This is a genomic window from Persicitalea sp. (assembly GCF_041751555.1).
In the GTDB taxonomy this organism is placed as follows: domain Bacteria; phylum Bacteroidota; class Bacteroidia; order Cytophagales; family Spirosomataceae; genus Persicitalea.
The window spans coordinates 1-13095 of sequence record NZ_JBGSXF010000568.1; the positions used below are offsets into that span (position 1 = coordinate 1).

Sequence of the window (13095 nt, forward strand, 5' to 3'; positions counted from 1 at the left end):
GGGCATTGGTACTGAACATGTACGCGCCCCAAGACTATCGCTGGTAGGGGAGGAGCGCGAGCGCGTCGAGCAAATCATTAAGAAAGGTCTGGCGGCAAGGCCGGAGTTGCCGGATTATTCGAGTTTGTAAGGTTTATGCAAAAACACTTTTTCTGCATCGACGCACACACTTGCGGTAACCCCGTGCGGGTGGTGACGGGTGGGGCCATCCCTCATTTGGAAGGCTCGAACATGAGCGAGAAGCGGCTGCACTTTCTTCGGGAATATGACTGGATAAGAAAAGGACTGATGTTCGAGCCGCGCGGCCACGACATGATGTCGGGCAGCATCCTATACGAACCCTCCGACCCAGCCAACGACGCAGCGGTGCTTTTCATTGAGACATCCGGTTGTCTGCCCATGTGTGGCCACGGCACCATCGGCACCGTTACGGTAGCCATTGAGCAGGGGCTCGTCACGCCGAAAGTACCTGGTACCTTACGGCTGGAAGTCCCGGCGGGTTTGATCTTGGCTGACTATACGCAGGTAGGAGAAAAGGTGAAATCCGTCAGGATCACGAATATAAAGTCTTACCTAGCCGCCGAAAACATCAGCACAGAATGTCCCGATTTGGGAACGCTGACGGTCGATGTGGCCTACGGGGGGAATTTCTATGCCATCGTGGACGCGCAGCCCAATTTTCCTGGCTTGCAGCAATTCAAGGCCGAGCAACTCATTGCCTGGGCACGAACGTTGCGCGAGCGAATCAACGCGAGCCATACTTTTGTGCACCCCGAAAATCCATCGATCAACGGCCTGAGCCACATTCTCTGGACAGGTGACCCGCTGGACGCAACTTCCACGGCACGCAATGCCGTGTTCTACGGCGATAAAGCCATTGACCGCTCACCTTGCGGCACGGGTACTTCGGCCCGCATGGCGCAGTGGCACGCGCAAGGAAAGCTTCGGTTCGGCCAGGAATTTATCCATGAGAGCATCATTGGTTCTAAGTTCATCGGGCGTATCGAGGAGGTAACAGAACTGAACGGCCAGCCTGCGATCATTCCCAGCATCGAAGGTTGGGCAATTATTCATGGCTATAATCATCTTATTCTGGATGATGACGATCCTTACGTGCATGGTTTTCAAGTGATCTGATTTTCAATTTTGAATAATAGACGGGGTCGCCCGTGCGATGAGTGAGTGAGAGAATAGAAAAAAGCGTTGGGATTATCGGCGGAGGCATTAGCGGTTTGTTCTCGGCTTACTACTTATTGCAGGAAGGTTGCGAGGTGACGATCATCGAGCGTGGTAGTTTTACCGACGGCTGTTCCTACGGCAATGCAGGGATGATCGTGCCGAGCCACATCGTCCCATTGGCGCAACCGGGCATGATCTCCAAAGGAATGCGCTGGATGCTTGACGCGCAAAGTCCATTCTACGTCAAGCCGCGTCTGAGCGGTGATTTGGTGAAATGGGGCTATTTGTTTTGGAAAAACGCTACGGAAAAGCACGTCCGCTACGCCATTCCGCATTTGCGCGACCTGAGTTTGCTCAGTAAGGAATTGTACCAAGATTTGGCCGATGAGCCTGGTTTCTCTTTTGGCTGGAAAGAGAAGGGCCTATTAATGCTCTTCAAGAACGCTGCTACCCGCCACGAAATGGAGGAGGAAGCCCGCACGGCTAACCAGTCCGGCATCGAAGCGCAGCTTTTATCGGTTCTAGAAGTGCAGGCTTTAGAGCCGGACGTTCATTTGTCGGTAGAAGGGGCGGTGTTTTACCCCGGCGATGCGCAGATTTATCCTAATCAGTTGATTGCCGATTTGGTCAGTTTTCTAAGAAAAAGCGGTGTTGGGTTTGTGGAAAATCAGGTAGTCGAGGATTTTGTGGTTCAAAATCACAAAATCGAAACGATCAGTACGAACGGAGGTAGCTATACTTTTGATGAGGTGGTAGTCGCAGCGGGTGCCTGGTCGCCGATTCTAACTCACAAGTTGGGCCTTTCGCTGCCTCTACAGGGTGGTAAGGGATACAGCTTCCTGGCTGGTAGTTTGACAAATCAAATGCAAATTCCCGCCATTATGCTGGAAGCCCGCACCACCGCTACGCCGATGGCGGGCGGAGTCCGCTTTGCAGGAACCCTTGAAATCGCGGGGACGGATGAATCGGTGAATATGAACCGCGTGCGGGGAATTCATAATTCCATTCAGCAATACTACCCTGATATAGAAGTCGCTTTTCCCGAAAAAGAAGACGTTTGGAGCGGCTTGCGGCCCTGCTCGCCGGATGGCTTGCCTTATCTGGGGCGAGTGAAAGGCTTCGAGAACCTCATCCTGGCTACGGGCCACGGCATGATGGGCGTGAGTATGGGGCCAGCTACGGGAAAATTGGTGGCGGAAATTGTAGCCGGAAGGAATACGAGCGTGAACGTCGAGGCTTTTGAGCCTAGAAGGTTCTGATGTTATGTGGTACGGGCGTCTCGCCCGTCTTCGGAGTCAAACGGGCGAGACGCTGGAACGCCAGCCCGGCCGTACCACAAGGCATTACCGCTCTGACGAGAGTACCTGCGTATTATTCTTCAAAATCTTCAGAATCAAATACAGTACCGCGCTTGCCACGCCCAGTACCAGCCAGTGCCGATTGCGGAACGTGACTTCCCTGTAAAGAATATATTCGCCCACGGCGTCAAAAATAAAAAAGAGGATGAACAACGCGGCAAAACCATTTTTTTCCTGCCGCAGGACTTTCTTTAAACTGAATTCCAGGTTCGGGTTCTTCCATCGTCCGAAGTAAGGGACAATGGCGGGCGTCTTCGCCGCCCAGGCTCGGAAATCGTCGCCAAATTTTCCTTCGATGAATCGCTCCTCAGTATACATAATGCGCTCGTAATAAAGCCAGTAGGCCAATACGAAAGCCACGATGAACCACACGTTCGCTGTCAACATTGCCACGCCCAGAAACATGAAGAAGTTGCCCACGTATAGCGGGTGCCGCACGACGGAATAAATGCCAGAGGTATTGAGTGTATCGGCCACCTGTTTCTCAGTATTTCGGCCTGAGGTGTTTTTCGGCGTATAGCCCACCGTCAGGATGCGGATAAGCTGACCGAACAGCGCCACGATCAGACATAGAAACTGGTATTCCGTAGAAGTGTAGGGCAAATCAGAAACCTGAGCGTGTTGCCAGACCATATAGGCATGCACGACCAAGCCTACGCCCAGAATAAAAAGTGGCAAAGTACCCCGGTACTTAAAAAGCCAATTACCCTGACGGTCGAATTCTTTGACTAACTCCATGAAAATAATTTTTTTGCTAATTCGGGGGGGCAAATTTAGCAATATTGGCTTAGTATCCTGATTTTAACCCAACTAAAAAGGGACAGCTCGATCGAACTGTCCCTGAATTCTTCTGGCTACACCCCCACCAACTCCACATCTCGCGTCTCTTCTTCCATCGGCGGAGCCACATAGTCTCTTGACATATAAGAATACACCGCCGGAATCACAAACAGAGTCAGTGCCGTGGAGAATACCATTCCGCCCACCACGGCGATGCCCATCGACACCCGGCTTTCGGAACCCGCGCCCAGGGCCAGGGCAATGGGCAGAATACCAAGGATGGTGCACAGGCTCGTCATCAAAATAGGCCGGAAGCGCGACACAGCGGCGTCGATGGCGGCTTGCGTCTTGTCGAGGCCTTCTTCCTTGCGCTGATTGGCAAACTCTACAATCAGGATACCATTCTTGGTTACCAGCCCCACGAGGACGATGATGCCGATTTGGCTGAAAATATTCATTGTCTGCCCAAAATCCCAAAGCGATAGTAAGGCCCCACACACTGCCAATGGAACGGTGAGTAGGATGATGATCGGGTCTATGAAACTTTCGAACTGCGCCGCAAGGATCAGGAAAATCAGTACCAGCGATAACAGGAAGGCAAAAAGCAAACTGTTAGAACTCTCCTTGAATTCTCGCGAGTTGCCATCGAGGGCGGTGTTAAAAGTATCGTCGAGTACTTCGTCACCGATGCTCTCGATCTCGGCGATCCCCTCACCCAGCGTGACTCCCTTGGCCGTGCTTGCCGAGATGGTCGCTGCGATGTAGCGGTTGAAGCGCAGGAGCTGTGGTGGTGAACTTTGCTCGGTAAGTACCACCAGATTATCCATTTGGATGAGTTCACCGGATTTGCTTTTCACGTAAAGCGACTTCAAATCCAACAGGTCGTTGCGTTCGGTACGTTCCAATTGTCCAATCACCTGATACTGCTTACCATCCTGAATATAATAGCCAAAACGACGGCCGCTCAGAGCCAGTTGGAGGGTTTGTCCTACATCCTGGATGGATACGCCCAAACTCTGCGCCTTCTCACGGTCGATCTCCACCCTGATTTCGGGCTTGGTGAATTTCAAGTTGGCGTCGGCCCCTTCCAGTAACGGACTAGCCTGGGCTTTTTCCAGAACTAAAGGCAGGTATTCTTTCAATTTTTCAAAATTAGGGGCCTGGATTACGTATTGAATGGGTTGGCCCCGCGACCGCCCGGCGTTGATGGTCTGATCTTGCGAAACGATAGTGCGCGCCCCCGAAAACTTTTTGAGTTTAGCGGTCAAGTCATCCACGATTTCCTGCTGGGTGCGGCTGCGCTGGTCGGGTGTGGAAAGGGTCAGTCGGAAATAGCCTGAATTGGTGGAGGAGGAAGACCCGAAGCCCGGTGAAGTGATGGTGACCACGCCTACACGCTCGTTGGGGGCCAACTCGTCGTACACAAACTGCCCGACTTCGTTCATGTACCGATCCATGTACTCGAATGTTGCCCCTTCCTGAGCCGTGCTGTTGATTCGAATGTTGCTGCGGTCTTCCAGGGGGGCTAATTCGGCGGGCAGGCGCTTCCCGGTCAGCAGATAATAGCTAACTCCGATAAAACCAAGCATCAGAATCCAGGCCATCCAGCGATAGCGCATAAAGCCGACCAGCGCCGACTCGTAGCCCTCGGTCAGCCATACAAAGAAGGGTTCGGTTTTGCGGTAGAGCCAGGGCTGCCGTTGCCGGGTTTTCAGAATCCGGGAGCTCAGCATAGGAGTTAGGGTAAGCGACACAAAGGCCGAAATAATCACGGCCCCCGCCACCACTATCCCAAATTCCCGGAATAGCTGCCCAGTGACACCATCCAGAAAAATGACGGGTAAGAACACCGCCGCCAGCGTGACCGTAGTGGAGATGACCGCAAAATAAATTTCGCGAGAGCCGACAAACGCGGCCTGAGCGGGACTCATCCCTTCCTCAATCTTGGCGTAAATATTTTCCAGCACCACGATGGCATCGTCCACCACTAAGCCAATGGCCAGCACGATGCCCAACAGGGTGAGTACATTGATCGAGAAGCCGAACAGGTACATGATGAAAAATGTACCGATGAGGGAAATGGGAATGGCCGTGAGCGGGATAAGCGTGGAGCGCCAGTCGCGCAGAAAAACAAAAATGATCAGGGCCACCAGCAAAAAAGCAATCAGGATGGTTTCCTCTACTTCGGAAATGGAGGCTTTCACGAATTTGGTGTAGTCACTACCCAATTCCACCTTCACATCAGGCGGCAAGTCGGCCTCAATTTGTTCTAGCTTTTTGTTCAGATCGTCCACAATACTGATATGGTTGGCACCAGGCTGCGGGATTACCGCCACGGCTATCATTGGAATGCCGTCCCGCTTGAAAGCGGTACGCTCGTTTTCAGCGGCCAGTTCGGCCCGGCCTACGTCCCGGAAGCGAACGATTCGGTTGGTCTCTTCCTTGATAATCATGTTGTTAAAGTCCTCGACCGTCCGAAGCCTACCCAGGGTACGTACCGACAGTTCCATCGTTTGGCCTTCGATGCTGCCCGAGGGAAGTTCTACATTCTGCTTACTCAGGGCCGATGAGATGTCGATGGAGGTGAGGCGATAGGCCGCCATTTTGGCCGGATCGATGCGCAGACGCATGGAGTATTTTTGCTCCCCCCAAATCTGCACGCTGCTTACGCCCTGGATGGTCTGAAATTTCTCCTTGAACTGGCGGGTCACGATGTCGTTCAGATCGAGCAGCGGGCGGGTGGCACTTTGCACGTTGATAAACCAAATCGGGGAAGAATCGGCGTCAGCTTTCGAAACGATGGGCGGTTCTACATCGGGAGGAAGATTACGCTGCGAACGCGATACCCGGTCGCGCACGTCATTGGCGGCGGCCTCCATATCGACGCCCAGGTCAAACTCGACAGTGATGCTGCTACGACCGTCGCGGCTCGACGAGGAGAGGGTGCGAATCCCTGCAATACCATTGATGGATTCTTCGAGCGGCTCGGTAATCTGAGATTCGATGATCTCGGCGTTGGCCCCGGTGTAAGTAGTACTGATCGTCACGACGGGTGGATCAACACTCGGAAATTCCCGAATGCCCAAATACAAGAATCCAATGACGCCGAACAGGATAATCACCAGCGACATGACGATGGCCAGTACAGGGCGTTTGATGCTTAAGTCGGATAGGGAAGCCATTGTTGTTGATCTGTTAATTTGTATAATCGTTGAAGCGTAAGGGCGAACAAAAACTGGTTCGGCCCTACAACACTGCCTTCACCCGCTCCCGAATCGTTTCACGAATCTCTACCGGGCCACCGGGCTTTACTTGTAAAATACCCGTCGTGATGAGCGTATCTCCGGCGTTAAGTCCTCCCAGGATTTCCATATCGGATTCGCCGCGTAACCCAACTTTCACCGGACGCGCTGCCGCTTTCCCCTCTTTAACCAGAAAAACCATGTGGCCGTCTTGCTCGGGAATCACGGCCTCATTAGGGACGGAAATGGCGGTACCCCTGGAACCTGTAATGAGTTCTATTCTGGCGAAAGCACCGGGCAACAGTTCGCCGTTGCCATTAGGACTAGTAGCTCGCATCTGCAATGTTCGCGTTTGGGGATCTATTTTGGGATCGACGGCATACACGCGGCCCGTATGCTCTACGTCGGAACTTTCGGTGGTATATTTTATCAGACTACCAACCTTGATTTTATCGGCGTACTTGGCTGGAACCGAAAACTCTACCTTGGCGGGGTTGGTGTTGGTGAGTGATGTGATTCGGGACGTCGGCGTCACATAACTACCTTCACTGATGTAGCGCAGCCCGAGCCGCCCCGAAAAGGGCGCTTTAATGGTGGTTTTGGTGAGTTGCGCCTTGATATTGTCGATGTCAGCCTGGTTGGTCTTTACCGTCGTAAGGCTGATGTCGTATTCACGCTGGCTGATAGCTTCTTTTTCTAAAAGTCTTCGCTGGCGAAATTCGTTGTCCTCGGAAAGCTTCTTGGCATATTCGAGTTTTTGGAGTTGGGCCTGTAAGTCGTCATCGTATATTTTCAGCAGCGTGGTTCCCTTTGAGACATACTGACCTTCTTTGAAATACAGATTGGTAATTTTGCCCGGCACTTCGCTTCTAATTTCCACCTCCTCGTTGGCCAGGATGCTACCCGTGGTTTTGACCACGTCATTGAGCGACGACGGCTCTACTACCATCACGGAAACGACGGTTTTTCCACCACCTCCTTTCTTCGGAGCTTCCGCCGCTACTTCCGGCTGGTTGCGAGAATCAAAGAATTCTTTGAGGCGGGGATAAAAGACCAGACCTAAAAGCATGACAACGATGACGAAGGTTATCAGGCGTTTTGTGGGTTTATTCATTGATTATTGTGAGGAAATTTTACTTTGAGCAAATTTAGTGTATAAAAGTCGGTAAAGGATAGATTCGGGCAGAATGTTTAGTGGTCAATCTGCGTATTTCCCAATAAAAAAATGCCTGACTGATGCCGGGCATTTTCTTAAATAAAACTGTGAAGTAGTTTCGGTTACTTATCCCACCAAACGGGCATATCCAAATCATCTTTTCCACCCAACATCGTCAGGGCAGCGTTGTAATTATCACCATTCAGGTCGCGCTCGGTAGTCGGGTAACCCTGGCGCAGCGGAATGATTTTGCTTACGCTGATTGGGTTGGCCGCAGGCGTCAACTTCGGGAAACCCGTACGACGGAATTCAGCCCAGGCCTCATAGCCGTAAGTATAAAGAGACACCCACTTTTGGGTAATGATCTGCTCAAGTCCTTTAGCTGGAGCATAAGCAACCGTTGGGTCAGCAATAAATGCCTTATATTCGGCTTCGTTGTATACGTCGTACTGCTGGAAAGACGCCTTGATGCCCTCTTCGTAGAAAGTTTTGGCATTACCTGTAATCCACCCGCGCATGGCACCTTCGGCCAGCGAGAATTGCATCTGTGCGTAAGTCATTACGTAACCAGGTGAATCTTGTTGACGAAGATCTGTGCCTAGGAACGAAACCTGTCCGTTGGGAATAGCACCTGCGGCTCCCTGCTCCAGGCCATAAGGCATACCAACGTATTTCTGAGTCAGCACAGCTACATCGGCAAAAACGGGTAGCCGAGGGTCATTTGTCGCTAACATCAAATCGGCCAGAGGCTTGCTGATGTTGAAATCAAGGCGCGTAAGGAAACGGTCCTCCCAAGGATTATCGTTGTTTTCGTCGGCCAAAAACTCATAGATAACGTTTTCAGCGTTGCTGGAAATGATGCCAGCCTGATAGGCAGAAACAAACTCGGCCTTAGCCATGTCGGGCTTCACCTCAGACAAGCGCAGGGCCATCACCAGTCGCATCGAATTGGCAAATGTCTTCCAATGATCCATATCACCGTCCAGCAATATATCGCCATCGATAGCACCAGGAGTGATCTGCGCCGCAGCCTCCTTCAACTCTTTGAAGAGGTCGGTGTAAATAGCCTCCTGAGTATCATAACTAGGCTTGAAATTGTCCCTACCCTGCAAAGCCTGCGTGTAGGGTAGTGGTCCCCAACGGTCGGTCATGTGCCAGAAGTAAAAGGCCTTCATAATCCTGGCCACAGCGATCTGGTTGACGTTAGGGCCATTTTGAGCCGCCGTAGCCTTAGTGGCTTCATCGGTGTTCAGCCTGATGATCTCCTGCAGGTTGGCCAAAGGCCCTGCGTAAAAGCCATTGAAGCTAAACTGCTGAGTGCCGTAACGTGAAGCTTCGGTATAAAACTTCTCCGAAATATGCTGCGCATACAAAGTAGGCTGGGTATCAGTGATAGGACCGACAAGCCCCTGCTGGGCAGAAGTTAGCATGTTTGCCGTCACTGGAACCGACGGGCTGTTGGGATCCAAGTTCATGTCCCCAAAGTCACCCGGATCGCAAGCCACCAGCGCGGTAGCTATTAGGGCGCTCATGAGTGATATTCTTATGTTCTTTTTCATATTGATTTTTGTCTTTTGAGATTATTCTGATTTAGAATCCAAGTCTTACGTTCACTCCGAAAGTAGTAGTGCCAGGTAGTTGTCCGCCCTCAGACCATACACTTTCGATCTCCGAAGGATCAAGTCCCTTCACAGGCTGCTGGATACGCCACAGGTTGCGGCCTACCAGCGCTACATACGCTGAACGAATACCAACGCTGTTCAATAGTTCAGAGTTGAATTTGTAGCCAATGCTAAGTTCACGCAATTTGGCATAGCTGGCGTCATACAGCCAGTTCTCGTGCAAGCGGAACAACGATTTGTAGTAGTTGATCGCTTCGACATATTTTGTATTGGCGGTTCCATCTTCCAACACTCCGTCGGCGCGAATACCGCCATCGTCGGCTACCGGATCACGTTGCTCAACGCCTTTATCGTTAGGACCCACCGTGGCGGCGCCCAGTCCTGAGTAAGCATTGAACATCTGAGAAACAGAATAAACCAAACCGCCTTTCTGGAAATCGACAGTAAAGTTCATCACAAAATTCTTGTAGTTCAAGGTGTTTATAACACCACCAGACCAGTCAGGTAGGAAGGAACCCAAGTTCACGTTATTATCAAACAAGAATGCACCGTCGGCGTTCACTAAGCGGTTGCCATTTTCGTCGCGGCGGAATGCCCGACCCACCAACTCACCAAACGGCTGGCCTACTTTGGCGTTCACCGTTGGACCGAAAGCAGTACTGGAGCCTGAAAGGTTGGCACCAGCAGAATATACCGCAAAAGTAGGCAGCACATAGTTGTCAAGACCATCGGCCAATTCAACTACCTCGGTGCGCGCCCTGGCTACGTTTAGGTTGATCGTCCAATCGAAATTATCCCGCTTAACAGGAATGAAAGTGGCGGCCAGTTCTATTCCGCTGTTGGAGATGTTGCCCGCATTAACCATTGCCTGCGTGTAACCACTAGTAGCTGAAACACTCAAAGGAAGAATCTGGTTGGTGTTTTCACGATTATAAACCGTGAAGTCAAAACCTATGCGGTTGTCCAGGAACTTAAGCTCGATGCCCAAATCGTAGGAAGTCGAGAGTGTAGGCAGCAGGTTGGCGTTAGGCAGGCGGCTGGGTAAAGACTGCGTTGGCGAAGATCCGTAAGGATTACCCACCGAGAAGGTGTTAAAAATCTGGTAAGGATCGGTATCGCTACCCACACGCGCCCAACCTGCCTTCAATTTACCGAAAGACAGAATGCTTTGATTTTTCAGGAATTCGCTGAATACAAAACTTCCTGATAGTGAGGGGTACAGATACGAGTTATTAGCGGCTGGCAGCGATGACGACCAGTCGTTACGAAGTGAGGCGTCTACATAAATGAAGCCGCGGTAGCCCAAAGACACTGTACCATATACCGACCGTACTTCTTTCTCAGAAGTAAAGTTCGCCGTGTTAGGGCGATCCTTTGAAGCGGAGATATTGTAGAAATTAGGAATGCTGAGGCCACCATTCGTGCTCAGATTCTGAACTTCCCGCGTATTACGACGGATGTTGGCACCCAAGTTAGCATCGAAGCTAATCTCTCCGAATATCTTATTGTAAGTACCCAGGAATTCGTAGTTACGCTCGTTGCGCTTATCGGTTCCGGTAAAGAAGCCATCCTGGTTCAAACCACCCGAAGCAATACGGAAATCGTAACGGCTGTTGACCGTGTTGTCACGTACCCAACCAGCCACTTTAAGTCCCGGCACGATTTCGTAAGCCAAGCTGATGTCGCCGAATACTCGGTTCTGACCAGCGTTGAAGATGTTCTCGTATGCATCGTAGAAAGGGTTATCCCAATACAATGGACCCGTACTTTCAGGGCCTTTAATGTTCCAAGAGTTGAAGGTCCCGTCGGCGTTTTTATAATCCCGCAGAATGTCCATGTCGATCTGGCGCTGGAACCACTGGTTAAAACTACCAGTAAGTCCCTGACCGTAACCTTCCAGGGGGCGTCCTTTGGTAGTTTCGCTCACTACATTGATGTTAGTCGAGAACGTCAGCTTCTTGGAGAGTTCGTAAGTACCACCCAAGTTGATGTAGTTACGATTTTGCTTAGTGTTAGGCACAATCAGGTTGCGGCTGATGTTAGTTACCGCCGCCCGGAATGAAGCTTTGTCGCTACCGCCACTGATGGACACGTTATTGTTAAAGGTACGTCCTGTGTCAAAGAAGTTTTGCACGTTGTCAGGTTGGGGCGAGAAAGGAATCTGCTGGCCAAAAGCGGCATTCCCTGGGAACCAGCTATAGTAAGGACGGTAAAGTGTACCGTCCAGCCTGGGGCCCCAGCTTTCGTCGGCAGAGTAGTCGATCAAATTTTGCCCCTGAAAAGCCTGCCACTCAGTAGGGTGAATAGCCGGGTTGTATTCAAAAGGAATGAAACTCTGATCGTAACCACCGCCATAGCTATTTTGGTAGTTAGGCAGATTCAGGGTTTTCTTATAAAAAAAGACAAGGAGCAGTAAGTCATACCTTTGTGGTTACCATACTACAAAATCATGACTACCATTCCTTGCCAAAGCAAAACTACCTCTTTTTTCCAACTGCTTCAAAACACACCCGGTCTAGATGGGCGTGACAACAGGGGCAAGACACACAATATGGCGTTCGTACTCACAGGTTTAACCTTAGCCATTTGCTGCGGCAGAGACGGTAAGCTTTCCCGCCTACACCGCCACATGGTCAACCGCTTTGACGCTCTATGCACGGCTACCAAGACTTGGCCGGATAGTGCGATTTCCCGCGCCCAACTGCCGCTACTGCTCGCCAAGGTGGACGGTGAGGTCTTCGCACAACTGCTCTTTGATTGGTTTGGGCTGGTTCTGAGCAAGCAAGCCAAGCGCTGGTTCACATTCGATGGTAAGGAGCTGAGGGGCAGCATTCAGCCTGGTCACAAGCGTGGCGAGGCGTGCGTCTCGGCCCAAGCTCACGACTCGGGGCAGGTCGTGGGTCAGACCTACTACAACGGCAGCAAGGAAAGCGAGCGGCCTGCCGTACTCCAATTGTTGAATGACAGCAAGTTGTGTGGCCAGAAAGTCACTTTGGACGCCCTTCACCTGACGCCCAAGGCGACAAGAGCCATCCACAAGGCCAAAGGGATCTATCTGATCGGCCTCAAGTCCAACCAGAAGCACCTGTACAGGTACTGCATCTGCAACAGCCTGACCAAGAGGGCTTCCTACGAGCGGGCCGACGAGCCGGAACGCGGCCATGGACGCGTCGACCAGCGCAGCTACGCCTGCTACAGCCTGGAGACTGACGCGCTGGCCCCCCGCTGGCGCAAGGTCAGCATGGGTACCTGCGTGGAAATTATCCGTACTCGTAATGGCCTGGATGGCAGCCTGATAAGCCAGGAAACGTGCCGCTACGTCAGCAATGCCCGCCCCGCCAGTCAAGAGGAGGCCGAGGAGCTCTTCGACGCCATCCGCCGCCATTGGCTCCTCGAAGTCACTCACCACTACCGGGACGTGACCCTGGCCGAGGATGGCCTGAGAACCAAGAGTCAGCCCGTCAGTCGGATGATGAGCAGTCTGCGAACGCTAGCAGTCAACCTGTTGAAACGCCTCAAGCCTAAGAACATGGCCGCTCAAATCGATGAGTTTGCTGATAATTTTAATGCGTTGATTCAGTTTATGACCCAACAAATGGTTTTATAAGAAAACCCTGATGATTGAGTTTACTGAGAAAAAGGTAGTTATTCCAACCATTGAAAATACTATTGACGACATCTATTTGATGATAGCAGTTTATGTTTTAAAAAAAGTAGAACCATCAAAAGAACTACATAATCTGACTAGAACTAGTATT

At 51.4% G+C, this 13095-nt stretch carries 8 protein-coding genes; 3 read left to right on the plus strand and 5 right to left on the minus strand.

The window, feature by feature from the left end:
- Window positions 1-135: 135 nt before the first annotated feature.
- Window positions 136-1137, plus strand: a complete 1002-nt coding sequence (locus ACEW8P_RS20155) for a 4-hydroxyproline epimerase (RefSeq protein WP_373514873.1) — start codon at window positions 136-138, stop codon at window positions 1135-1137.
- A gap of 41 nt (window positions 1138-1178) precedes the next feature.
- On the plus strand, window positions 1179-2438 hold the full coding sequence (locus ACEW8P_RS20160) for an NAD(P)/FAD-dependent oxidoreductase (RefSeq protein ID WP_373514874.1): 1260 nt from the start codon (window positions 1179-1181) through the stop codon (window positions 2436-2438).
- Window positions 2439-2522: 84 nt separating this feature from the next.
- Here ACEW8P_RS20160 and ACEW8P_RS20165 read toward each other — a convergent pair whose 3' ends face one another.
- The 5 genes from ACEW8P_RS20165 to ACEW8P_RS20185 form a co-directional block, all read right to left on the minus strand.
- A complete protein-coding gene (locus tag ACEW8P_RS20165) occupies window positions 2523-3275 on the minus strand; it encodes an isoprenylcysteine carboxylmethyltransferase family protein (protein ID WP_373514875.1) in 753 nt (250 codons plus the stop codon).
- Window positions 3276-3391: 116 nt separating this feature from the next.
- The gene (locus ACEW8P_RS20170) at window positions 3392-6499 is read right to left on the minus strand and encodes an efflux RND transporter permease subunit (RefSeq protein WP_373514876.1); all 3108 of its coding nucleotides are present in this window, start codon (window positions 6497-6499) and stop codon (window positions 3392-3394) included.
- Window positions 6500-6563: 64 nt separating this feature from the next.
- Window positions 6564-7673 carry an efflux RND transporter periplasmic adaptor subunit gene (locus tag ACEW8P_RS20175; RefSeq protein ID WP_373514877.1) on the minus strand — a complete coding sequence of 370 codons (1110 nt, stop codon included), beginning with the start codon at window positions 7671-7673 and terminating at the stop codon, window positions 6564-6566.
- A gap of 164 nt (window positions 7674-7837) precedes the next feature.
- Entirely contained in the window at window positions 7838-9274 is a 1437-nt protein-coding gene (locus tag ACEW8P_RS20180) for a SusD/RagB family nutrient-binding outer membrane lipoprotein (protein ID WP_373514878.1), read from the minus strand.
- 31 nt (window positions 9275-9305) lie between these two features.
- Entirely contained in the window at window positions 9306-11603 is a 2298-nt protein-coding gene (locus tag ACEW8P_RS20185; RefSeq protein ID WP_373514879.1) for a SusC/RagA family TonB-linked outer membrane protein, read from the minus strand.
- A 183-nt stretch (window positions 11604-11786) separates the two neighbouring features.
- Between ACEW8P_RS20185 and ACEW8P_RS20190 the strand changes: the two genes are divergently transcribed.
- Window positions 11787-12944, plus strand: a complete 1158-nt coding sequence (locus ACEW8P_RS20190) for an ISAs1 family transposase (protein WP_373514880.1) — start codon at window positions 11787-11789, stop codon at window positions 12942-12944.
- Window positions 12945-13095 lie beyond the last annotated feature (151 nt).